The sequence below is a fragment of the Arthrobacter sp. Leaf234 genome, assembly GCF_001422665.1.
Lineage (GTDB): Bacteria > Actinomycetota > Actinomycetes > Actinomycetales > Micrococcaceae > Arthrobacter_D.
In genome coordinates this window covers 192576-214483 of the sequence record NZ_LMLU01000001.1, presented here as the reverse complement: position 1 = coordinate 214483, position 21908 = coordinate 192576, and the positions used below count along the sequence as shown (strand labels likewise).

The 21908-nt window shown below is 70.7% G+C and carries 21 protein-coding genes and 3 tRNA genes; 19 read left to right on the top strand and 5 right to left on the bottom strand.

Features of this window, described 5'->3' with window-relative positions:
* Nucleotides 1–12: 12 nt before the first annotated feature.
* Together ASF21_RS00960 and ASF21_RS00955 are read left to right on the top strand one after the other, a co-directional pair.
* Nucleotides 13–825: a spermidine synthase gene (locus ASF21_RS00960; protein ID WP_055765550.1), complete on the top strand. Its 813-nt coding sequence runs from the start codon at nucleotides 13–15 to the stop codon at nucleotides 823–825.
* 99 nt (nucleotides 826–924) lie between these two features.
* Nucleotides 925–2658, top strand: coding sequence for a cation:proton antiporter (locus ASF21_RS00955; RefSeq protein ID WP_055765548.1), 1734 nt, complete (start codon nucleotides 925–927; stop codon nucleotides 2656–2658).
* A 16-nt stretch (nucleotides 2659–2674) separates the two neighbouring features.
* On the opposite strand, the gene ASF21_RS00950 is transcribed toward ASF21_RS00955, so the two are convergent.
* Nucleotides 2675–3589, bottom strand: coding sequence for a LysR family transcriptional regulator (locus ASF21_RS00950; protein ID WP_157365692.1), 915 nt, complete (start codon nucleotides 3587–3589; stop codon nucleotides 2675–2677).
* Nucleotides 3590–3700: 111 nt separating this feature from the next.
* Here ASF21_RS00950 and ASF21_RS00945 point away from each other — a divergent pair, with 111 nt between their 5' ends.
* The gene (locus tag ASF21_RS00945; RefSeq protein ID WP_055765542.1) at nucleotides 3701–4492 is read left to right on the top strand and encodes a 3-hydroxybutyrate dehydrogenase; all 792 of its coding nucleotides are present in this window, start codon (nucleotides 3701–3703) and stop codon (nucleotides 4490–4492) included.
* A gap of 72 nt (nucleotides 4493–4564) precedes the next feature.
* Here the strand turns inward: ASF21_RS00945 and ASF21_RS00940 are convergent, their stop codons facing one another.
* Nucleotides 4565–6016, bottom strand: a complete 1452-nt coding sequence (locus ASF21_RS00940) for an NCS2 family permease (RefSeq protein WP_055765540.1) — start codon at nucleotides 6014–6016, stop codon at nucleotides 4565–4567.
* A 141-nt stretch (nucleotides 6017–6157) separates the two neighbouring features.
* On the opposite strand from ASF21_RS00940, the gene ASF21_RS00935 reads away from it, so the two are divergent.
* On the top strand, nucleotides 6158–6784 hold the full coding sequence (locus tag ASF21_RS00935) for a copper resistance protein CopC (RefSeq protein ID WP_082471143.1): 627 nt from the start codon (nucleotides 6158–6160) through the stop codon (nucleotides 6782–6784).
* 30 nt (nucleotides 6785–6814) lie between these two features.
* Here the strand turns inward: ASF21_RS00935 and ASF21_RS00930 are convergent, their stop codons facing one another.
* Entirely contained in the window at nucleotides 6815–7468 is a 654-nt protein-coding gene (locus ASF21_RS00930) for an FAD-dependent monooxygenase (RefSeq protein ID WP_235498580.1), read from the bottom strand.
* Between the two features lie 255 nt (nucleotides 7469–7723).
* Here ASF21_RS00930 and ASF21_RS00925 point away from each other — a divergent pair, with 255 nt between their 5' ends.
* Nucleotides 7724–8743, top strand: a complete 1020-nt coding sequence (locus tag ASF21_RS00925; protein WP_235498574.1) for a universal stress protein — start codon at nucleotides 7724–7726, stop codon at nucleotides 8741–8743.
* 193 nt (nucleotides 8744–8936) lie between these two features.
* Here ASF21_RS00925 and ASF21_RS17430 read toward each other — a convergent pair whose 3' ends face one another.
* Together ASF21_RS17430 and ASF21_RS00915 are read right to left on the bottom strand one after the other, a co-directional pair.
* Nucleotides 8937–10562 (bottom strand): NlpC/P60 family protein, encoded by a 1626-nt coding sequence (locus tag ASF21_RS17430; RefSeq protein ID WP_268753666.1) that lies wholly within the window; start codon nucleotides 10560–10562, stop codon nucleotides 8937–8939.
* A gap of 128 nt (nucleotides 10563–10690) precedes the next feature.
* Complete coding sequence (locus ASF21_RS00915) at nucleotides 10691–11062, bottom strand: metallopeptidase family protein (protein ID WP_055765532.1); 372 nt, start codon at nucleotides 11060–11062, stop codon at nucleotides 10691–10693.
* A gap of 177 nt (nucleotides 11063–11239) precedes the next feature.
* Between ASF21_RS00915 and ASF21_RS00910 the strand changes: the two genes are divergently transcribed.
* The 14 genes from ASF21_RS00910 (at nucleotide 11240) to ASF21_RS00845 (ending at nucleotide 21829) form a co-directional block, all read left to right on the top strand.
* Nucleotides 11240–11312 (top strand) — tRNA-Glu (locus ASF21_RS00910).
* 87 nt (nucleotides 11313–11399) lie between these two features.
* A tRNA-Asp gene (locus tag ASF21_RS00905) sits at nucleotides 11400–11473 on the top strand.
* A gap of 71 nt (nucleotides 11474–11544) precedes the next feature.
* Nucleotides 11545–11617, top strand: a tRNA-Phe gene (locus tag ASF21_RS00900).
* A gap of 223 nt (nucleotides 11618–11840) precedes the next feature.
* Complete coding sequence (locus tag ASF21_RS00895) at nucleotides 11841–13850, top strand: alpha/beta hydrolase-fold protein (protein WP_055765529.1); 2010 nt, start codon at nucleotides 11841–11843, stop codon at nucleotides 13848–13850.
* 249 nt (nucleotides 13851–14099) lie between these two features.
* Complete coding sequence (locus tag ASF21_RS00890) at nucleotides 14100–14582, top strand: hypothetical protein (RefSeq protein WP_055765526.1); 483 nt, start codon at nucleotides 14100–14102, stop codon at nucleotides 14580–14582.
* A 127-nt stretch (nucleotides 14583–14709) separates the two neighbouring features.
* On the top strand, nucleotides 14710–15261 hold the full coding sequence (locus ASF21_RS00885) for an Asp23/Gls24 family envelope stress response protein (RefSeq protein WP_082471141.1): 552 nt from the start codon (nucleotides 14710–14712) through the stop codon (nucleotides 15259–15261).
* 7 nt (nucleotides 15262–15268) lie between these two features.
* Nucleotides 15269–15460: a DUF2273 domain-containing protein gene (locus ASF21_RS00880; protein ID WP_055768871.1), complete on the top strand. Its 192-nt coding sequence runs from the start codon at nucleotides 15269–15271 to the stop codon at nucleotides 15458–15460.
* Between the two features lie 59 nt (nucleotides 15461–15519).
* Nucleotides 15520–15912 (top strand): hypothetical protein, encoded by a 393-nt coding sequence (locus tag ASF21_RS00875; protein ID WP_055768868.1) that lies wholly within the window; start codon nucleotides 15520–15522, stop codon nucleotides 15910–15912.
* Nucleotides 15909–16511 (top strand): DUF6286 domain-containing protein, encoded by a 603-nt coding sequence (locus tag ASF21_RS00870; RefSeq protein ID WP_235498566.1) that lies wholly within the window; start codon nucleotides 15909–15911, stop codon nucleotides 16509–16511. Before ASF21_RS00875 ends, ASF21_RS00870 begins: the two co-directional genes overlap by 4 nt.
* Nucleotides 16508–17158 carry a hypothetical protein gene (locus ASF21_RS00865; protein WP_055765523.1) on the top strand — a complete coding sequence of 217 codons (651 nt, stop codon included), beginning with the start codon at nucleotides 16508–16510 and terminating at the stop codon, nucleotides 17156–17158. Before ASF21_RS00870 ends, ASF21_RS00865 begins: the two co-directional genes overlap by 4 nt.
* Before the next feature lie 246 nt (nucleotides 17159–17404).
* The gene (locus tag ASF21_RS00860) at nucleotides 17405–18751 is read left to right on the top strand and encodes an ABC transporter substrate-binding protein (RefSeq protein WP_055765520.1); all 1347 of its coding nucleotides are present in this window, start codon (nucleotides 17405–17407) and stop codon (nucleotides 18749–18751) included.
* Between the two features lie 137 nt (nucleotides 18752–18888).
* On the top strand, nucleotides 18889–19854 hold the full coding sequence (locus ASF21_RS00855; RefSeq protein ID WP_055765516.1) for a carbohydrate ABC transporter permease: 966 nt from the start codon (nucleotides 18889–18891) through the stop codon (nucleotides 19852–19854).
* A 74-nt stretch (nucleotides 19855–19928) separates the two neighbouring features.
* Nucleotides 19929–20816 (top strand): carbohydrate ABC transporter permease, encoded by an 888-nt coding sequence (locus ASF21_RS00850; RefSeq protein WP_055768859.1) that lies wholly within the window; start codon nucleotides 19929–19931, stop codon nucleotides 20814–20816.
* A gap of 2 nt (nucleotides 20817–20818) precedes the next feature.
* Nucleotides 20819–21829 (top strand): LacI family DNA-binding transcriptional regulator, encoded by a 1011-nt coding sequence (locus tag ASF21_RS00845; RefSeq protein ID WP_055765513.1) that lies wholly within the window; start codon nucleotides 20819–20821, stop codon nucleotides 21827–21829.
* Nucleotides 21830–21908 lie beyond the last annotated feature (79 nt).

The window sequence follows — 21908 nt, the reverse complement described above, 5'->3', positions numbered from 1 at the left end:
GGACCGCGCCTGATGGCGAAGCCCTCCGGCCCGCAGCCGCAGATCGGCGAGTTCCCGATCGACACGGGCACCTGCGAACTCGAACCCGACCCCTACAGCACCAACGGATGGGTGCTGCGCATCAACGGCGTACCCAGCTCGCACATCGACCTCGACGACCCGCTGCGGCTCGACTTCGAGTACATGCGCTGGATCGCCTCCCTCGTCGACGCACGCTTCCCTGCGACGGAGCGGCTCCGTGCACTGCACCTCGGCGGCGGGGCCTGCTCGCTCGCGCGGCGCTTCGCCGCGTCGCACCCGCAGGCGCGGCAGGTCGTCGTCGAACTCGACGGCCGCCTGGCGGAACTGGTCCGTGCATGGTTCGACCTCCCACGCGCGCCGCTCATGCGCCTGCGCGTCGGCGAGGCCCGGGCGGTGACGGAGTCGCTGAGCGAGGGCAGCCGGGATCTCGTGATCCGTGACGTCTTCGCCGGCGCCGTGACGCCCGCGCCCCTGACCACGCAGGAGTTCACGCGCGCCGTCAAACGCGTGCTCGGGCCGGGCGGCGTCTACGTGGTCAACTGCGGCGACAGCCCGAACCTCGCCATGGCCCGGCGTGAGGCGGCGACCATCGGGGGCGAGTTCGGCCACACCGCAATCATCGCCGACCCCGCGATGCTCAAGGGGCGGCGCTACGGCAACGTGATCATCGCGGGCAGCGACGCCCCGCTCGGGGCCGCTCCGGGACTGGCGCGCGAGCTGCTGGGCGGCGGTGTTCCGGCGCAGCTCTGGCAGGACGAACGGGTTCGCACCTTCGCCGCCGGGGCGCAGGTCATCGCGGACTGACCGCGGCGCGCTCCACGGCACCGCCGGGTGGGACGCCGCGTGCTCACCCGGGCGTGACCGGAGCGGACGGCGGGGCTCGCGCCCCACTAGGCTTGCACGGTGGAACTGGGCTTGCTGGGCATCATCGGAATCGCCGTCCTCGTGGCCGTCGCCGTGCTCTCGCAGCGCGTGCGCGTCGCCGCCCCGCTGCTGCTGGTCGTCGTCGGCATCGGACTCTCGTTCGTCCCCGGTGTGCCGTCCTTCAGGATCCCGGACGAGTGGATCCTCACCGGGATCCTGCCGCCCCTGCTGTACGCGGCCGCGATCAAGACCCCGGTGATGGACTTCCGCCGCAACGTCACGCCCATCGCGAGCCTGTCGGTGGCACTCGTGGTCGTCTCCGCGTTCGCCGTGGGATTCGTGCTGCACCTGCTGCTGCCGGGTCTCGGACTCGCCGCGGCGATCGCCCTGGGCGCGGTCATCAGTCCGCCCGACGCCGTCGCCGCCACCTCGATCGGACGCCGGCTCGGCCTTCCGCCCCGCCTGCTCACGGTCCTCGAGGGGGAGGGCCTGGTGAACGACGCGACGGCCCTCGTACTGCTCCGCAGTGCCATCGCGGCCTCGGCCGGGGCGCTCGCCGGGTTCGGCGCGGCGGCTGCGGACTTCGCCTTCGCCGTCGTCGTCGCGGTGGTGGTCGGCTACGCGGTGGGCGTGGTCACGGTGTTCGTGCGGTCGAAGCTCGACGACCCGGTGCTGGACACGGCGATCTCCTTCGCCGTGCCGTTCATCGCGTTCATCCCGGCCGAGGAGCTGGGCGCCTCGGGCGTGCTGGCGGTCGTCGTGGCCGGGATCTACACCGGGCACCGGAGCGCGAGCCACCTCGACGCCCGCGCCCGCATCAGCGACAACGTCAACTGGCGGACGGTGCAGTTCCTCCTCGAGAACGGCGTCTTCCTGCTGATCGGCCTCGAGGTCCGCAGCCTCCTGCAGAACATCGACGAGTCGTTACTGACCGTCGGCCAGACCGTCACGATCGGCCTCCTCGCGACCCTCGCACTGATCGCACTGCGCTTCCTGTGGGTGTTCCCCCTGGTCCTGCTCATGCGGTGGCTGCCGAGCCGGGCCGCCCGCCGCTCGCTGCAGCTGCGCCGCGGGCTGAACCGGCTGAAGCGCCTGCCCGCGCTCGACGCCCGGCAGGAACGGCGCAAGCGGGCGCTGACCCGGATGTACGCACGGAGGCAGGCCGACCTCGAGCTGGAGCGGCGTGAGGGCTTCGGGTGGAAGGGCGCCACGGTGCTCGGCTGGTCCGGGATGCGGGGCGTCGTGACCCTCGCCGCGGCGCAGTCGCTGCCGTCGTCGTTCGCGTACCGCGAGCAGCTGGTCCTCATCGCCTTCACCGTGGCGGTCACCACGCTCCTGGTGCAGGGCAGCACGCTGCCCTGGCTCATCCGGGTGCTGCGCATCGAGGGGGTCGACGTCGGATCGGACCGCGAGGAGTCGGCCACCCTCTTCGACGAACTGCGGACCGAGGGGCTGCGGGTCCTCGCCGATCCGGGATCGATCATCGGCGAGGGCGTCATGGTGGACCAGGACGTCCTGGACCGCGTCCGGGCGGACACCGGCATGCGGTCGGAATTCGAGTGGGAGAAGGCACGCCTGCCGGAGCAGAAGCTCGTGCGTTCACCGCACCGGCAATACCGCGACCTCCGGCTCGCCGTCCTCGAGGCTGAGCGGGCGGCACTGCTGGCCGCCCGTGCGAGCGGGACCTACTCGTCCCGCGCCCTCGCGAGGGCGCAGCGGATCCTCGACGTCGAGGAGACGCGGCTGCGGCCCCACGGCGGTGCGGCGCACTGACGGTGCGGCGACCGCCTCAGCTACCGGGCGGAGCGGTCCCGCGCCGGCCGAGGAGATCCGGTTCGAGCGCGCGTGTCGCCTCGCGGAGGGCCTCGACGACGGCGGCGACGGCGGGCTGCCGCAGGGCGTCGGGCCGCACGACGAGCCAGTAGTCCAGCCGCTCGGCGACGAGCTCCGGGAGGATCCGGACGAGATCCGGGTGGCGGTCCGCCATGAAGCAGGGCAGGAGTCCGAGGCCCGCACCGGCCCGCGTCGCCTCGACGTGCACGAAGACGTTCGTGGAGCTCAGGGCATCCCGCATGGCGGGCAGGAGGCGCCGCGGCGCGTCGAGGCTGTCCACCTGCAGCATCGAGTCGATGAAGTAGACGAGGGGGTGAGCCACCACGCCCGCGAGGTCCGACGGCGTGCCGTGCTCCGCGAGATAGCGCCGGGAGGCGTACAGCCCCAGCACGTAGGTGCCGAGCCGCGTCGCCTCGGCGCGGTGGACCTGCGGCTCACCGACCACCACTTCGAAGTCGAGCCCGGTGCGGGTCTGGGAGGCCCGCCGGGTCGCCGCGACGATCTCGATCCTCAGCCGCGGATTGCCGTTCCGCAGCCGGGCGAAGGCCGGTGCCGCGATGAACGCGCTGAAGCCGTCGGTGGCACTCATCCGGACGACGCCGGAGAGTGCCCCGAGGTCGTCGTCGCCCAGCAGGTCGACAGCGGCGGCGACGGTCTCGGCCGCGTCGGCGGCACGTCGGCCGAGATCCGTGAGTTCCCATCCCCCCGCACCACGGGAGAGGACGTGGCCGCCGAGGGCCTTCTCGAGCGCCGCGATGCGCCGGGAGACCGTGGTGTGGTTCAGGCCGAGCGTCTCCGCCGCCGTGGTGAAGCGTCCCGTCTGCGCGACGGCCCTCAGGACGAGGAGATCCTGTGCGTTCGGGGCGACCATGTGTGCAGTATCGCAGAGGGAGCCTGCCGAACTGGTCATTGGTCCTCCTGCACCCTGCAGGAATACTCAGGGGCAATGCGGGGTCATCCCGCCCGGCGCGGAAGGAACACGATGGGCCCCGACGGAGTGGCAGCTCGACCAGGTACGGGTGGTTCCGCGGGTCCGCTCGAGGGACGACGCGCGGTGATCACCGGCGGTGCGAGCGGCATCGGAGCGGCGTGTGCGCGGGCGCTCGCCGGCCTCGGCGCGTACGTCGTGGTCGCCGATCGGGACGGGGACGGTGCGGCGGCGCTCGCCGACGAACTGGGCGGTGAGGCGTGGGCCGTGGACCTCCTCGATACCACCGCGCTGGAGGAGCCCGCCCTGGAGGCGGACATCCTCGTCAACAACGCCGGCATCCAGGTGGTCAGCCCGATCGAGGACTTCGGGCCGGCGGACTTCCGCCGCATCCAGAAGCTGATGGTCGAGGCGCCGTTCCTCCTCATCAGGGCCGCGCTGCCGGGCATGTACGAGCGCGGCTTCGGCAGGATCATCAACATCTCCTCGGTCCACGGACTGCGGGCCTCGCCCTACAAGTCCGCGTACGTGACCGCGAAGCACGGGCTCGAGGGCCTCTCCAAGGTCACGGCGCTCGAGGGCGGCGCGCACGGCGTGACGAGCAACTGCGTCAACCCCGGCTACGTGCGCACGCCGCTGGTCGAGAACCAGCTCGCGGACCAGGCCCGCGTCCACGGCATCACGGAGGAGCAGGTGCTCTCGCAGATCATGCTCACGGAATCCGCCATCAAGCGCCTCGTGGAGCCCGCGGAGGTCGCCTCGCTCGTCGCCTGGCTCGCGGGCGACGACGCAGGGATGGTGACGGGCTCGTCCTACGTCATGGACGGCGGCTGGTCCGCCCGCTGACGCGGCGTCCGGTCCACGAACCGGCGACGACGGCGGTCCCCCATCCGCCGTCGTCGCTCCTTCTCCCGGTGGTCAGATGCCCAGGATCTCCTCGATCGGGCCGATGCCGAAGAACACCACGAAGGCGGCGGCGACGGCCCACATGAGGGGATGCACTTCACGGCCGCGGCCCTGGATGGCGCGGATCAGCACGAAGGCGATGAACCCGGCGCCCAGGCCGTTCGCGATCGAGTAGGTGAACGGCATGAGGATGAAGGTCAGGAACGCCGGGATGGCGATACCCCAGTCGTCGAAGTCGATGCGGCCCACCTGCGCCACCATCATGAAGCCGACCACCACGAGCGCGGGCGCCACGGCCTCGAACGGTACGAGGCTGATGAGCGGGGTGAAGAACATCGCGAGCAGGAACAGCAGTCCGGTCACCACGTTGGCGAGGCCGGTCCGGGCGCCCTCGCCGATGCCGGCGCCGGACTCGACGTAGATCTGGTTGGAGGAGACCGAACCGGCGCCGCCCGCCACAGCGCCGAGCGCGTCGACGACCAGCACGCGGTTGACGCCCGGGATGTTCCCCTTGGAGTCCACGAGCTTCGCCTCGTTCGCGAGGCCCACCATGGTGCCCATGGCATCGAAGAAGATGCTCAGCAGGATGGTGAAGGTCAGCAGGAGCGCAGCGGTGCCGCCGAGGTGTCCGAACGCACCGAACAGGCTCACGTTGCCGATCAGTCCGAGGTCGGGCAGTCCCACCCATGAGCCCGCCGGCAGTTCCGGCACCACGAGCGACCATCCGGCCGGATTGGCGTCCTGCCCGGGGATGAAGCTCGGGCCGACGTCGAACACGGCTTCGAGGACCACGGCGAGCACCGTCGCGGCGAGGACGCCGATGAGGATGGCGCCGCGCACCCGGCGGACCACGAGGGCGATGGTCAGGATGAGGCCGAAGACGAAGACCAGCGTGGGCCAGCCGATCAGGACGCCGCCGAAGCCGAGGCCCACGGGCACGGTGGTGCCGGCGACGTCGGGCACTCGGCGCACGAAGCCCGCGTTGACGAGCCCGATCAGGGCGATGAACAGGCCGATGCCGACGACGATGGCCGTCTTCAGGCTCTCCGGCACCGCGTTGAACACCGCCGTCCTGAATCCCGTCAGGACCAGGACGAGCATGGTGAGGCCCGCCAGCATCACGAGCCCCATGATGTCCGGCCAGGTGAGGCCGGGGTTGGTGGCGACGGTGATCGCCACGAACGCGTTGACGCCGAGGCCGGTGGCCAGGGCGAACGGATACTTGGCCCACGCACCCATGGCGATGGTCAGGATGCCCGCGACGAGCGCGGTGACGGCCGCGACGCGCTCGAACCCCAGCTCGGTGCCGGCGGAATCCGCGCCGGCCAGGATGAGCGGGTTGAGCACCACGATGTAGCTCATGGCGAAGAAGGTGGCGAGGCCTCCACGGATCTCCCGGGAGAACGTCGACCCCCGCTGCGTGATGTCGAAATAGCGGTCCAGCACGGAACCAGTTTTGAGCATGGGGGATCCTAGGGCGGAAGGGGCGGGAGCGGTCGCGAAGATTCTATCCCGGCGCCCCGTCGGTCCCGGTGGTTCATGACGCCGGCCGGCGGGCGGCACGCGTCCCAGCACCCGGTCAGGGTCTCCGCGTAGGGTTGCAGCATGGCTGCCCTCCTCCAGACTCCCTCCCTTCGCCCGGTGACCTCATCCGGACGGCGGAAGCACCCGTTCCGGGCCGCCGCCGCCGGGCTTCTCGCGGTCCTCCTGGCTCTTGCCGCGCTCGTCGGCGCCGGCGGTGCGGCCAGCGCCCATGACGAGCTGGTCGGCACCACCCCGGCCGAGGGCACCACCATCGACGTCCTTCCCCCCACGCTCGAACTCGCCTTCTCGAGCGTTCCGTCGGGGATCGGATCGCAGGTGCAGGTGCTCGACGAGGCAGGCGAGGACTGGGCCGAGGGCCCCGTGGAGATCGTGGACCGCACGGCGACGCAGGCGCTGCGCGCCGGGGCGCCGGCCGGCGAGTACACCGTCAACTGGCGCGTCGTCAGCTCGGATTCACACCCCATCGAGGGGACGTTCGCCTTCACCACGCAGCAGGGCGGGACGACGGTGCCGGACGCGGCGACGACGGCAGGGCCGATGGACACGCAGGATGACGTCACCAACGAGACGCAGGCGGCAGGCGTCAGTGACTTCCCGTGGAGCATCATCCTGATGATCGCCGCCCTCGTGGCCATCGCCGTGGCCCTGGCCCTCACGGCCCGCAGGAGGCTCGGCGCGAACAGGTAGGACGCGGAACCGCCGCCGGCGTCCCGCCGGCTACGCGCCCAGTGGGGAGATGGCGGCGCGCGGCGGCGAGATGCGGTTCAGCGCGGCGGGACCCTGGGCCTGGATGGCGTCGCTCACGAGCTTGGCCTGGCGGACGATCTCCCTCGTCGTGGGCGTGAGCAGTTCGCCGACGCCCACGAGGTGCAGGCCGATCGCCCGCAGCGCCGCCTTGAAGTCCCGTCCGATCGCGATGCCCATCGAGCGGAGGAATCTCCGGAGTTCGTTCTGCGGGTACTTGGTGAGGACCACGTGGTCGGCGAGGAGGACGCCGTCGGCTGTCTGTACGGCCCACTTCTTCCGCCCCACGGATGCCTTGAGGAGTGTGGGGTGGCCGATGATGCTCAGTTGTTCCGCCACGGTGCTCTGCCTCACGTCCAGCTGGTGGGCGGCTGCGTACCCGCGCAGGAGGCGCATCAGTTCGGTCCGCTCGGACAGCGAGACGGAGTCGGTCATCACGGTGCGCATGGCACCGGAGTCGAAGCACTCGATGCTCTCGACGACGATCGAATCGATGCCGCGGCGGCTCAGTTCGCTCGCGACGGCGAGGCCGGACAGTCCTGAGCCGATCACCACGGTGCTCGTATGCTCCGCGGATGCGGGCGTCGCGGACGCTGAGCGGACCGGGTCGAGCGGCAAGGAATTCACCGGGTTACCTCCACACGAAGCATTGGTCCCGTACGGCCCGGCGCCTCTTCCGGGCCGTACGGACTCTTGGCTGCGAACGGGTCATCCAAGAGCACTGCGTGCAGGGATGAGTTGCCCAGGGGGCAGCCCCGCAACGGGTGCTCGAAGCCTATATAACTTTTCAGACCGTGGATAGACCGTCCCCCGGGAGGTGCGCTACAAATGGTTGACCGGCCGCCGACGGTGGCCGGGACACGCGACCGAGGGAGGCCTGCCGTGGGCAGCGAGCACACAGAGGGTTCATCGGAAGAGCTGGCGCAGCACGGGATCGTCGTCGGTGTCGACGGCTCGGACCAGAGCACGTGCGCCCTGCTCTGGGCCGCCCAGGAGGCCGAGCGACGGAAGGCGCCGCTCTACGTGGTGACCGCCTACACGGTGCCGGTCTTCGCGGCGTCCAGCATGGACGCCGGCTACGCCACCGTGGACGACGAGGTCATCCGGGAGAGCGCACAGTCCGTCCTGCAGGAGTCGCTGACGCACCTGGCCGGTCTGCAGGTCGATGTCCATCCCCGCATCGAGACGGGTGACGCCGCCGGGGTGCTCCTGGACCTCTCGGAGCAGGCCGAACTCATGGTGGTGGGCTCGCGGGGTCGCGGCGGGTTCGTCGGCCGCCTGCTCGGCTCCGTCAGCAGCGCCCTCCCCGCTCATGCCAAGTGCCCGACGGCGGTCATCCCCGTCTGCACCGGTGCGCGCCTGGGGCACCCGGAGCTCGGACGGAAACAGGGGCGCGACCGGGACAAGCCCGCCTTCGCCGTCGAACCGGTCGTGGTGGTCGGCGTCGACGGGTCGGAGCAGGCCCGGATGGCATCCCTCGCCGCAGGGGAGGAGGCCCGCTCACGGGGACTCGCCCTGCGCGTGATCTGTTCCGTCGCGCCGTTCAACGGGTCCCTGGCCTGGGTGCCGGCACCTGTGGACCGCGAGGCCCTGCACGCGGACCTCGCCCTCCAGCTCGCCGCCGGTCGTGACTGGCTGCAGAGCCACTACCCGGACGTCGACATCACGGTGGACCTGGTGGACGGACCGCCCGCAGAGGTCCTGATCGCGGCATCGGCGACGGCGGAGCTCCTCGTGGTGGGCACGCGGGGCCGCGGTGGCTTCGCCGGCATGCTCATGGGTTCGACCAGCCAGGGAGTCCTGCACCATGCCCGCGGTCCCGTCCTCGTGGTGCCCGACAAGGCCGATCCGCGGCTCGAGAACCGCAGCTCCTTCGGCCCGATGGTCGCGCCCGCGCGCTAGCGCGGACGGCGCTGCGCGCCCTGTCGCCGGAACGCTGCAGCAGGGGCTGTCGCTGGGCGTTCCGGCCGGGACCCGGCGGCCTGGTACGCCGGTGGACCGCGGGTGCCGAGCGCCTCGACGGACCGCTACGGCTGGATGCTCCGGGGGACCGCTCCGGCTGGGCGTCCGACCGCTGTCGCGTGGAGGCCGGTGATCAGACGCGCCCGGCCGAGGGGTTTAGGGCACCCATGCCGGCCATGTCCGCCAGTCGCGTGGTGAGGATGCCCTGGTCCGGGTTCAGTGCGTTGACCACCGTGCCGTCACCGATGTAGATCGCGACGTGCCAGATGGCGGCACCCTCACCCCAGAACACGAGGTCACCCGGCCGCAGCTGCGACAGCGGGACGTGCTGCACGGCGAAGTACTGCTGGGCGGCGGTCCTCGGCAGCGATACGCCGGCGGAGGCGAAGGCCTGCTGCGTGAGTCCCGAGCAGTCGTACCCCAGCGGCCCGTTGCCTCCCCAGGAGTAGAAGTACGGCGCGCCTGTCTTCGACAGGGCGTAGCTCATGGCGACGGCGCCGGCACCGCTGCTCGAGGGTGGCGACGGCGGCGACGGCGGCGACGGCGGTGCCGGAGCCGGCACCGGAGCCGGCGGTGCGGGCACGGGCGGCACAGGAGCCGGGGGTGCGGGCTGCACCGGAGCAGGCGGTGCGGGTGCGGGCTGCACGGGAGTCGGAGGTACGGGGACAGGAGTGGCAGGGGGAGCCGGTGCAGGGCGGACGGGAGCCGGTGCAGGGCGGACGGGAGACGCTGGAGCAGGGGTGGCAGGCGCGGGGCGCACGGGCGCCGGTGCAGGAGTCTCGGAGAGGGCGGGAGCGGGTGCAGCGGAGGCGGTGGTGAGCGGCGGTCCAGCGGAATCGATCGGTGCCGGGTCGCGCAGGGGTGGCGACGGGACCGGTGCGGGCGCAGGTCCGGCGACAGCTGCTGCCGCTGCTGCCGCCGATGCGGCGATCGTGCGGGCGAGATCCCGCTCGCGCCGGGCCTGCTCGAGACCCGTGATCCGTCTGTCCTCCAGCTCCGCCGTCGTGTTGCGCAGGGTGGCGAGCTGTCCGACGAGGGTCGCCCGCTCCGTCGCCTTCTCGACGACGAGGCGCTGGGCGTCGTCGGCCGCGGTCCGGGCTTCCTTCCCTGCGGCCTCCGCGTCGTCGGCGGCGTCCTGTGCGGCCTGGCGCGCTGCCGCCGCGTCCTCGGTCAGGGAGGTCCATGCCTCGGAGGCCGCCGCCGCATCGTCGAGGGTCCGCGTGCTGTTGCTCGAGAGCCCGTAGAGGGTGGACGCCCGGTACATGACCTCGTCCGGATCGCTGCCGTCGAGCACACTCTCGATCCCCGGGTTCATCCCGCCCGAGCGGTACAGGTCACCGGCCAGCCTGCCCACCTGGTCGGTGGCGGCAGCATGCCGACGGGCGGCCTCTTCCGCGCGCTGTTCCGCCAGATCCGCTGCTGTGCGCCGTTCCTCGAGGACGGCGAGGGCCGTGGTGTAGGCGTTCTGCATCTGGAACGCCGAGAGCTGCGCCTCCTGGAGCTGGGTGCCGGCCGCCGCGATGACGTCCTCGATGTCCTCCACCAGGCCCGCGGTCGCTGCGGCGTCGTCCTGGGCGCGGTCGATCTCCTCGAGCGAGGGGATGTCCGTGGACCGCAATGTCGCGACCGGGGGAGCGGCGAGTGCGGGGGAGATGACCGCTCCGCCGAGCAGGACGGCGGCCGTGAGGGCTGCGATGCTGCGGCGGAAAGAGTGGCTCGTACTGCTCGATGACTGCACGTTCTGCCGCTCTCTCGTCACGCCTGGTGGTGATAGGTCACACAACAGTCACGACGATAGGGCGCCCTGAGTCACTTTGACAACAGGCGTCCCTTGCAAATCGTAAACAACATCCGTGTCATTTGGGTGGAACTCGGCCGCGTGTCGCGTCAGCCCCATCCGAGTTCGTGCAATCGGGCGTCATCGATGCCGAAGTGGTGCGCTACCTCGTGCACGACGGTCACGAGGATCTCCTCGACCAGTTCCTCGCGCGACGCGCACAGGCGCATGAGTGGCTGACGGAAGATGCTGATCCGGTCCGGCAGGGAGCCGGCCTCCCACCAGCCGTCGCGCTCGGTGAGCGGCGTGCCCTCGTACAAGCCGAGCAGTTCGGTGTCCGGCGCTTCACCGGGGCCGGGCTCGTACTCCTCCACGACGAAGATCGCCACGTTGTCCATGGCTTGGGCGAGGTCGTCGGGGATACGATCGATCGCGTCGTCGACGGCTTCCTCGAACTCCTGGCGGGTGATCTCGAACGGCACGCCCCGATCGTACCGACACGGGGCCTGCGTCGGTGACCGGCCCGGTCCTGCGTGCCGGGTGGTGATTTTGTGGATTCGGGACGGTGCCCCTATAGTTTTATAGGTCCACGACAGGGAATGATCCGCCGGAAATGCACCGCGTTCCGGAAGGTCGCAGGAACCCGAACTGTGGTTCTGGCCCCCATCGTCTAGTGGCCTAGGACACCGCCCTTTCACGGCGGCGACACGGGTTCGAATCCCGTTGGGGGTACGCATGAGCAGCCCTCGCGGGCGGTCAACCGGAGCGAAAAGTGCTGGTAGGCTGGAACTCTTGCAAATCGGCAAGTGAAGTTAGCAAGGCCCTGTAGCGCAGTTGGTTAGCGCGCCGCCCTGTCACGGCGGAGGTCGCGGGTTCAAGTCCCGTCAGGGTCGCTCAGGCGGCTGGATCCCCTCGGGGAGTCCCGCCCGGCTGGATACGGTGATCATCGCGAAGATGGTCGCAAGGCTCTGTAGCTCAGTTGGTAGAGCGTTCGACTGAAAATCGAAAGGTCACCGGATCGACGCCGGTTGGAGCCACCGCTGAAAACCCCCGGATACCCGGGGGTTTTTCTTTTGTCCGGATGACCGGAGCAGGCCCGACCCCACCTCGTCGCGCATCCGACACCACGGCGTCCCCCACCCGGCATCGACGTCGCCGGGCTGCGCCCCGACGGCGGCGGGAGATTGACTGCTCGCATTCTGTGAACGTTCCCAGTAAGTTCGGGATGTCCCTGTTCAACGACGAAGTTGGAGCACGCGCATGGCGCAGCAGTACCTCCCCACGTTCACCCGACGGCTGGTCGCCTCCCTCGCGATCGCCGCCGTCGCCCTCTCGCCGGCCCTGCCGGGTTCCGCCGCACCCGGCCCGGCCGCCGGCACCTCCGCCGAGGCTCCGCCAGCCGCCGCCGCTGTGGACCTCGACCTCTCGGGTACCTGGAAGTTCGCCACGGGCGACGATCCGGCGTACGCCGCGCCCGGTTTCGACGATGCCGCGTGGACCGATCTGCAGGTCCCCCAGGCGGACGGGGCGCCGCAGTTCGCGGACTACGACGGCTACGGCTGGTACCGCCTCACCTTCGAGCTCCCGGCCGGCGCCGAGGGCCAGAACCTCGTGGCGTCCCTCGGGTTCCTCGACGACGTCGACGAGGCGTTCCTCAACGGGGTGAAGATCGGCGGCTCCGGCTCCATGCCGCCGAACGCCCAGAGCCAGTGGTTCGAGCAGCGCCTGTATCCGGTCCCGGCCGAGGCGCCCGTCTTCGGTGGGACCAACACGCTGGCCGTCCGGCTCTACGACATGTCAGGTGGCGGCGGCTGGTACCAGGGTCCCGTGGGCCTCTTCTCGAAGGACGCGCTCCGTGAGCAGGTCTACGGGATCAGCGGCTCGCCGGCCGATGCGGCCACCACGGCATGGGTCACGGACCTCCTCGGACGCCAGGCCGCGGCCCTCGCGGCGGGCGATGCCGACGCCTACCTCGCCACCCTCTCCGACGGCTACTTCCACGACGGGCGCGACCGTGAGCGGCGCGAGCGAGAGATCCGCGGCTGGCTCGCGGAGTCCGGCACCCTGACGGTCGACGACGGCGGCGTGGAGATCATCCGGTCCGACGACGGCCGCCTGCTCGTCGACACGAACCGCACCATCTCCGGCACGCGGGACGGGGCGCCCTTCGCGTTCCAGCCGCGGACCCAGGAGTTCCTCACCCTCGACGCCACGACGCGGACCGAGAGCGGCAACCAGTCCCGCTTCTTCCGTGACTTCGTCGAGTCGGGGCTCGAGGACGCGCGCCGCGAGTACGTGACCTACCTGCCGCCGTCGTACCTGGAGAACCCGAACCGCGAGTACCCGGTGGTGTACCTCCTGCACGGCGTCAACGGCGGCAGCCGCGAGTGGGAGCCCCGCGACTTCGGGGCGCGGCTCGACGAGCTGTACACCACCGGCGGCCTCGAGGAGTCGATCGTCATCATGCCCGACGGCGAATCGCTGTGGTACGTGGACAACGAGGGCGGAACGCCCTGGCGCAGCATGTTCGTCGACGAGTTGATCCCGCAGGTGGACGCCGAGTACCGCACGCTCGCGGACCGTGAGTTCCGCGGTCTGTCCGGCGTCTCGATGGGTGGCTTCGGCGCCTACTCGATCGGGCTGGCGCACCCCGAGCTGTTCTCGTCCCTCGCCTCCCACATGGGCGCGCTGAGCCTGGCGCCCGCCCTCGTCGGCGTCACCTCGCCCAGCGGGCCGGCGGGGCAGTCCGCCTCGCCGCTGGCCGACGTCGCCGCCCGCAGCACCGAGCAGCTCTCGCGCTACGCCTTCTTCTACGACGCATGCGAGGAGGACGACTACCGGTTCGACAACGCGGTGCGGTCACTCGACACGCTGCTGGACGCGAAGGCGATCGACCACACCTCCGCCGTCTACCCCGAGGGCCGGCACAACGACGACTGCTGGGTGCCCCGGATCGCGGACTCCTTCGGCCTCCACTCCGACCAGGTCCGCGACGCGTTCGGCGCCGACACCACGGCACCGACCGTGTCCGCAGCCCTCGATGCCGCGACCCGCACCGTGGTGGTCGAGGCCGAGGACGGGATCGGTATCTCCCGGATCGAGTACTCGGTCAACCGCAACAACGGCTCCTTCACGGAGTACGGTGGCCCGATCGCGGTCGGTGACCGGGCGGCCACCGTGTACGTCCGGGCCGTCGACGCCGCGGGCAACGTCAGCGCCGTCGTGAAGGTGAAGGTGCTGCCCTCCCGCGCGCAGGGCGGGAAGCGCTGACCGGAGGCCGACCGCAGGCTCGGCCACCGCAGGAGGGCTCCGTCGCGACGCGGCGGAGCCCTCCGTCCTCCCAGCCAAACCGGGGTTTGGCACCGTACCATCACCGGGACGGCTGCCCGTCCGGTGGGTCTCCGTTGGGTCTCCGTCCGAACGGCGCGGCCCATCGATTGCCCGGGGGAACCACCTGGGATCATTGTCGAGGCTTCACGCGTTGAACCTCCGGCACCGTACCGAGACGAAAGGGCACCTGTGAGAATCCCGCCGTCCGTCGTCGGACTCTGTGCCCTCGCGCTGGGCCTGGCCGGGTGCAGTCAGGGTGATCCGTCGCCGACCGGCACCCTGCTCACCATGCCCGCCAGCCCGTATGCCGAGCCGGTTCCGGGCGGGACGCCGGCGTCGGATGCCCTCCCTCCCGAGGACGGCGGGGCCACCGGTTCCGCGGCCACCGATCCGTCGCCCCACTGCGTGATCGTGGCCGGCGGGATGACGACGGCGATGCTCGCACCCCTGAGCCTGCGGTCCTCGGCCGATGCGGAGGACCTCGCGACCCTCGAGGACCAGCTCCTCGTGCTCCGCGACAAGGTGCCCGCCGAACTCCACGACGACTTCACGCGGCTCGCCACCTCGGTCGAGGCGCCGCCCGAGGGCTCCGGCACCTTCGACGAAGAGGCGTTCCGCCGGGCGATGACGCCCGTGCAGGACTGGCTCGGCCGGCACTGCGACCGTTCCTGACACCGACCCGGGTCCGTCCCGACGGAGCGCGGCAGCGCAAGCCGCTGACGTGCGACGACGACGCGCTCGCGTCCCGCGGGCTGCGCGCCCCGTGGCTTAGGCTGGGGCACGAGCGAAAGGGACGTCGATGACCGAGCAATCCATGGGGCGGCCTCTGCCCGTCCTGCAGGACGCACCAGCCGGCAGGACCGTGATCGGGGATCCGGCCGCCATGAAGATCGCGGCGATCGCCGCCCGGGCGGTTCCCGGCGTGCACGCCCTGGGCCCGGGGACGGGACGGGCGCTCGGTGCCCTCCGCGACGCCGTCGGCGCGAACGACCTCTCGCACGGCGTGAAGGTGGAGATCGGGCAGACGCAGCTCGCCGTGGACATCAGCCTCGTCGCCGACTACGGGTTCGCCCTCAACGCGCTCGCCGACGCGGTGCGCGCCGCGGTGTACGACGCCCTCACGGACCTGGTGGGGCTCGAGGTCATCGAGGTCAACATCGAGGTCCTCGACGTGCACCTGCCCCCGCCCGCGGAGTCGAGGACCGAGTCGAGGGCCGAACCGAGGGCCGAACCGAGGGCCGAACCGAGGGCCACGGTGTCGGCGACCACCGAGACCAGGCGGGTCGGGTCCGGGTCGGCCGGACGCCTCCGCCCGACCGGCGCCACCCAGCTCGAGCAGGCGGGCGAGTGACGCGATGCTGACACCCACCACCATCGGCATGGCCGCCGGCGCCGTCCTCGCCTTCGCGGCGCTCATCTTCGGGTTCTGGGGCTTCCTCCTCACCCTCGTCCTCATGCTGGGCGGCGCCGTCCTGGGGCGGATCGCCGAGGGGAAGCTCGATCTCCGCGGCGTCCTGGACGCCCTGGCCGGCCGTCGCTCGTCCTCGTGACCGGAGAGGTACCTCCAGCCGATGCGCCCGTCCGGCCCCCGCGCATCGGCCCGGTACCCATCGCAGGTCCGCGGGACGCCGAGGGTGCACGTCCCGATGCCCGCCCCCGCGAGGGCCACAACCGCATCACCACGCAGGCCCTCACCAGCACCGCGCGCGCCGCGACCGCCGAGGTGCTCGGCGTCGCACCCGCCCAGGTGAAGGCGTCCTTCACGGATGACGCCGGTCTCCTGGCCCTCCAGCTCGCCCTGCCCCTGCCGGTACCGGCGCTCACGCGGGTGGCCGAGGATCCGTCCGTCGTCGACTCCTTCGGCGGACCCCTGTGGTCCCGGGCCGATGCCGCGCGCGGGCAGATCCTCGACCGCGTCCAGCACCTGACCGGTGCGCGGCTCAGCCGGGTCGACATCCGCATCATCGGCAGCACCGTCACCCGTGGGGCGAGGGTCCTGTGACCGACGATCCGCTCGACCGCTCCACGGCCGCCGGGACGGCGCGCCTCGTCCGGCGCGAGATGCACTCCTCCCGTGCCGTGTCCTCCGTGGTGACCGCGGTGGTCCTGGTGCTGGTGTGTCTCGTGCTGCTGTTCGAGGCGGTGCTGCAGGCGGTGGGGGACCGCCCGTTCCTCGTGGACCTCGACGCCGCGGCCGCGTGGATCGGCGCTGTCCCGGCCGGGGTCCCGGCGTCGCTCCTCGGTGCGGGCTCCTTCCTGCTGCTCGTGCTCGGGCTCCTGCTCCTCCTGCTCGCCCTGGTGCCGGGCCGCCGCGCCCGCTACACCATCCCGAACGGTCGCGCCGCCGTCGTGGTCGACGCCGAGGTCGTGGCGTCCTCACTCGCCCGCCGAGCTAGGACGGCAGCCGGCGTGGCTCCCGAGCAGGTCCTCGTGACGGTGGGGCGGTCATCCGTGACCGTGCAGATCCGTCCCACGTCCGGGATGCCCGTCGACGCCGACGCGGTCCGCGCCGCGGTGGCCGACGACCTGCGCCGCTCCAGCGTGGAACCCGCACCGCGGATCTCCGTCGTCGTGGCCGAGACGGGGGTGATCGGCCAGTGAACACCACGCCGCGCCTGCTCAACCGACTCCTCCTCGCCGTCGTCGGGCTCATCGCCCTCGCGGCCAGCGCCTTCGGGCTCGCGCTCCTGGTGCTGCCAGGCGTCGCGCCGTGGTGGAACCGGACGGCACCGCGGATCGGGGACCGTATCGCCGACGTCCGGACCGGGACGACGCTCGAAGGCCAGGCCGACACCTGGCTGTGGATCGCCCTGGCCGCCGTGCTCGTGGTCGTGATCGTCCTGCTCCTCCTGTGGATCGCCGCGCAGGGGCGGGGGCGCACGGGCCTGTTCGCCTCCGTGGACGGACGTCGCGGGCGGAGGGCGACCGCCTCGTCGGGCGACGACGACGGGAGCGTCCGCGGGACGGTGACCATCACCGCCGCCGCCGCGGAGCAGGCGCTGAAGGCCGCGCTGCTGGAGCGGTCGGACCTCGCCGGTGCGTCCGTGAGCACCTGGGAGATCCGCGGCGTCCCGGGCCTGAAGGTCAGGGTGTTCCCGCGGAAGGGCGTCCCTCCCTATGCGGTCGCCGAGGAGGTCTCCCGCCTGGTCGAGGCGCTGGACGCCGTCACGGGGTACCGCACGCCGGTGCTCATCAGCATCACCTCGGGTGCCCGCGCACGCTTCATGCGCACCGAGCGCGTCGACTAGTTCTTCTCCGCTCATCCCGGCGATGTCCTGGCGATGTCCTGGTGATGTCCTGGAACCGCCGCCGATGCGCAGGGGTGCGACGCGCGTCACGTTTCGGTATCGAAATCCCGGACCCGGCCGACCCACTTGTGAGTGGTCATGTAAGCGCTTACTGTTCAGGTACACATCAGTGAGGCGGCGCAGTCGAGGCGGGCAACCAGGTTGCCGAGGCACCCTCGCGGTCCGCAGGACAAAGGAGTCTTTTCCATGGCGATACTTCGCTCACGCAGGTTGATGGTGCCCGTCGCGGCACTCAGTGTTTCCCTCCTCGCGCTCGCAGGATGCGGATCAGGAGGCAACGACAGCGCCGGTTCCGGTGACGCGGACTGCGCCGACTACGAGACCTACGGCACCTTCGACGGCGCCGAGGTCAGCGTCTACTCGACCATCGTCGACCTCGAGGCCGAGCTGCTCGAGAACTCCTGGGCGGATTTCGCCGAGTGCACCGGCATCGAGGTGGCCTACGAGGGGTCCAAGGAGTTCGAGACGCAGATCGGCGTCCGCGCCCAGGGCGGTACCGCTCCGGACCTGGCGATCTTCCCGCAGCCCGGCCTGCTGGCCGACCAGGCCTCGAACCTCGTGGCCGCCCCCCAGGCCGTCTCGGACCTCGTGGATGAGAACTGGTCCGAGGACTGGAAGAAGTACGGCACGGTGGACGGCACGTTCTACGCCGCTCCCATGCTCGCGAACGTCAAGGGCTACGTCTGGTACGTCCCGGCCACTTTCGAGGAGAACGGCTGGGAGGTCCCCACCACATGGGACGAGATGACCGAGCTGACGGAGCAGATCGCGGACGAGGGCGGCGACGTCAAGCCCTGGTGCGCAGGTTTCGAGTCCGGTGAGGCCACCGGCTGGCCGGGCACGGACTGGGTCGAGGACGCGGTACTCCGCGAGCACGGCCCTGAGGTCTACGACCAGTGGGTCACGCACGAGATCCCCTTCAACGATCCCCAGATCGTCGCGTCCTTCGACCGGGTCGGCGAGATCCTGAAGGACGACAGCAACGTCAACGGTGGCTTCGGCGACGTCCGGTCCATCCTCTCCACGCCGTTCGCCGAAGCCGGGCAGCCGGTGCTCGACGGCCAGTGCGCCATGCACCACCAGGCGTCCTTCCAGGCCGCCAACTGGCCGGAGGGCACCACCGTGGCGGAGGACGGCGACGTCTGGGCCTTCATGACGCCGCCGATCGACGCCTCCCAGGGCACTGCGATCACCGGTGGAGGCGAGCTCATCGGCGCCTACGCCGACCGGCCCGAGGTGCAGGCGCTGCAGACGTACCTCGCGAGCGCCGAGTTCGCCAACGCCCGCGTCTCCCAGGGCGGTGCGATCAGCGCGAACAAGGGACTCGACCCGGAGGTCGCGCAGTCGGACCTCGACCGCCAGTCGATCGAGCTGCTGCAGGACCCCGAGACGGTCTTCCGCTTCGACGGTTCCGACCTGATGCCCGGCGCCGTGGGCGCCAACTCCTTCTGGAGCGGCATCGTCAACTGGATCAACGGCTCCTCCACCGAGGAAGTCACGCAGTCCGTCGAGGACAGCTGGCCCAGCTCCTGATGCGCTGACGCCCGGTGCCGGCCCGCAGGTCGGCACCGGGCGTCGTCGACGGCACCGGGTACACCACGCTCGCCGCGGTGTACCCGGTGCTGCCGACCCTCCCCCCATCACGTCATGCGCACCAAGGAGGCTGTGCTGTGGAAGATATTGCAGAAAAAGGGCTACAGGTGGTGGTGGGGCTCGCCGTCTTCGCAGCCATCATCGGATTGATCATGCTGCTCGTGGATCGCGCCCCCAAGTCGGGCCGCGAGAAGGTGCAGATCGCCGGATTCCTGGCGCCGGCACTCGTCCTGCTGGCGGTGGGCCTCGTGTACCCGGCCCTCCAGACCTCGTACCTCTCCCTGACGGACCGCAACGGTGAGTTCGTGGGACTGGACAACTTCGTCTGGATGTTCACCCAGCCGGAGGCGCTCGTCACCCTCAGGAACACCGTCATCTGGGTGGTCCTCGTGCCGCTGCTGGCATCGTCGATCGGTCTGGCCTACGCGGTGTTCATCGACCGGGCCCGCGGAGAGAAGGCCCTGAAGGCACTGGTGTTCATGCCGATGGCCATCTCCTTCGTCGGCGCCGGCGTCATCTGGCGCTTCGTCTACGCCTACAAGGGCCCGGAGCAGGACCAGATCGGGCTGTTCAACCAGATCCTCGTGTGGTTCGGCCAGGAACCGAAACAGTTCCTGCTCGACGCCCCCGAGAACACCCTCTTCCTCATCGCCGTCATGATCTGGATCCAGACGGGATTCGCCATGGTGGTGCTCTCCGCGGCCATCAAGGGCATCCCGACCGAGATCGTCGAGGCGGCGAGACTCGACGGCGCCAGTGCATGGCAGCAGTTCCGGAACGTCACCATCCCGACGATCCGCGGCTCGCTCATCGTCGTGGTCACCACCATCACGATCGGCACGCTGAAGGTCTTCGACATCGTCAGGACGATGACCGCCGGCCAGTACGAGACCTCCGTCGTGGCCAATGAGATGTACACCCAGGCGTTCAGGGCGGGTGAACCCGGACGGGGTGCCGCACTCGCCCTGGTCCTGTTCCTGATGGTGCTGCCCGTGGTCGTCTACAACGCCCGGCTGCTCCGCAAGCAGAAGGAAATCCGATGAGCACCGTTCCCCTGGAGAACAAGAAGAACCTCCTGCCGGACGTCGCCGACGACGCCACGCAGGGCCGCCCCACCATGCAGCGCCGGGTGAAGCAGCGACTCACCTCGCGGACCGCCACGGCTGCTGCGGTGATCATCGCCGTCATCTGGACCATCCCGACCTTCGGCCTGCTGATCTCGTCCTTCCGCCCGGAGGACAACATCAAGGGCAACGGCTGGTGGAACGTCATTACCGACCGCCAGTTCACCCTCGAGAACTACGCGGACGTCCTCAGCCCCGGCGGCAGCCAGTCCCCGAACCTGCTGTCCTACTTCGTGAACTCGCTCGCGATCGTGGTCCCCGGGACCATCTTCACGCTGGTCCTCGGGGCCATGGCGGCCTACATGTTCGCGTGGGGGCGCTTCAAGGGAAAGGACAGCCTGTTCATCTTCGTCTTCGCCCTGCAGATCGTCCCCCTCCAGATGGCCCTGATCCCGCTGCTGCAGCTGTTCACGCAGGTTCTCAAGTTCGGTGACTTCCAGCTTCTGCCGAGCGGCACCTACGCCCAGCTCTGGGTGGCCCACACCATCTTCGGGCTGCCCTTGGCGATCTTCCTGCTGCACAACTTCATCGCCGAGATCCCCGGTGAGGTCATCGAGGCGGCGCGGGTGGACGGCGCCGGACACAGCACCATCTTCTGGCGCATCATCGTCCCGCTGGCGACGCCGGCGCTCGCCTCGTTCGGCATCTTCCAGTTCCTGTGGCTGTGGAACGACCTCCTGGTGGCCCTCGTCTTCTCGGGCGGCGGGGCCGACGTCGCCCCGATCACCCAGCGGCTCGCGGAACTCCAGGGCTCGCGCGGCGGCGAGTGGCAGCGCCTCACCGCCGGTGCCTTCGTCTCGATCATCGTGCCCCTCGCCGTCTTCTTCGGACTGCAGCGGTACTTCGTCCGAGGGCTGCTGGCAGGCGGCCTGAAGGGCTGATCGTGACGAGCATCGACGACGTCGCGGCGTCCCTCGGGGTGTCCACGGCCACCGTCTCCCGGGCACTGCGGGGTCTCCCCGGGGTGGCGGAGGAGACCCGCGCGCGGGTCACCGCGACGGCGAAGGAGCTCGGGTACGTGCCGTCGTCGGCCGCCTCCGGGCTCGCCTCCGGGCGCACCATGGCCCTGGGCGTCCTGGTCCCGGTGATCGATCGCTGGTACTTCTCCGCCGTCCTCGAGGGCGTGGACCGGCAGCTGCGCGCCGCCGGCTACGACCTGATCGTCTTCAGCCTCGGCGGGGCCGGCGTGAACCGTGACCGGGTGTTCCACCGCTCCATCCTCCGCAAGCGCATCGATGCCCTACTGGTCATGTGCATGCACCTGACGGAGGAGGAGCGGAAGGCCGTGCAGCAGCTGGAGTACCCCAGCATCGTGGTCGGCGGGGCCGTGGAGGGGGTGCGGCACGTGGGCATCGACGACGCCGCGGCGGCACGCGACGCCGTCGAGCACCTCATCGGCCTCGGCCACACGAGGATCGCCCACATGCGCGGCGGGGGGTCCTTCGACATCGACTTCGAGGTGCCGCGCATCCGCGAGCAGGCGTTCCAGGACACGATGGCCGCGCACGGTCTGGGTGTGCGGGAGGACTGGTCCGCCTTCGGCGACTTCCGGTTCGCGACGTCGCGGGCTTCGGCCCTCACGCTCCTCGAGGACCCGGAGGACCGGCCGACGGCGGTGTTCTGCTCGTCCGACGAGATGGCGTTCGGTGTGCTGAAGGCCGCGGCGGAACTGGGCATCGACGTACCGGGGGAGCTGTCCGTCATCGGCATCGACGACCACGAGTTCGCGGAGCCGATGGGCCTGACCACCATCCGCCAGGACCCCGAGGACCAGGGCGCCTTCGCCGCGGACCTCCTGCTCGGCGAGCTGCTGCGCAACCAGCCGGCAGACTACCCGCCGTCGCGACCGCACACCCTCGTCGAGCGCTGGACGACGGGGCCGGTCAGGCCCTGATCCGCCGTCGTCGTGCCGGGCGGGGAGCGGCACCGCGCGCCCGTTCCCGCGGTGCGGACCTCGGGCGGCTTCCGGCGGC

What these genes read in the sequence shown, in the direction of transcription:
- ASF21_RS00960 (WP_055765550.1), top strand. Translation starts at nt 13, where the DNA reads ATGGCGAAGCCCTCCGGCCCGCAGCCGCAGATCGGCGAGTTCCCGATC.
- ASF21_RS00950 (WP_157365692.1), bottom strand. Translation starts at nt 3,589, where the DNA reads ATGGTCGCCCCGAACGCACAGGATCTCCTCGTCCTGAGGGCCGTCGCG.
- ASF21_RS00945 (WP_055765542.1), top strand. Translation starts at nt 3,701, where the DNA reads ATGGGCCCCGACGGAGTGGCAGCTCGACCAGGTACGGGTGGTTCCGCG.
- ASF21_RS00940 (WP_055765540.1), bottom strand. Translation starts at nt 6,016, where the DNA reads ATGCTCAAAACTGGTTCCGTGCTGGACCGCTATTTCGACATCACGCAG.
- ASF21_RS00935 (WP_082471143.1), top strand. Translation starts at nt 6,158, where the DNA reads ATGGCTGCCCTCCTCCAGACTCCCTCCCTTCGCCCGGTGACCTCATCC.
- ASF21_RS00895 (WP_055765529.1), top strand. Translation starts at nt 11,841, where the DNA reads ATGGCGCAGCAGTACCTCCCCACGTTCACCCGACGGCTGGTCGCCTCC.
- ASF21_RS00885 (WP_082471141.1), top strand. Translation starts at nt 14,710, where the DNA reads ATGACCGAGCAATCCATGGGGCGGCCTCTGCCCGTCCTGCAGGACGCA.
- ASF21_RS00860 (WP_055765520.1), top strand. Translation starts at nt 17,405, where the DNA reads ATGGCGATACTTCGCTCACGCAGGTTGATGGTGCCCGTCGCGGCACTC.
- ASF21_RS00850 (WP_055768859.1), top strand. Translation starts at nt 19,929, where the DNA reads ATGCAGCGCCGGGTGAAGCAGCGACTCACCTCGCGGACCGCCACGGCT.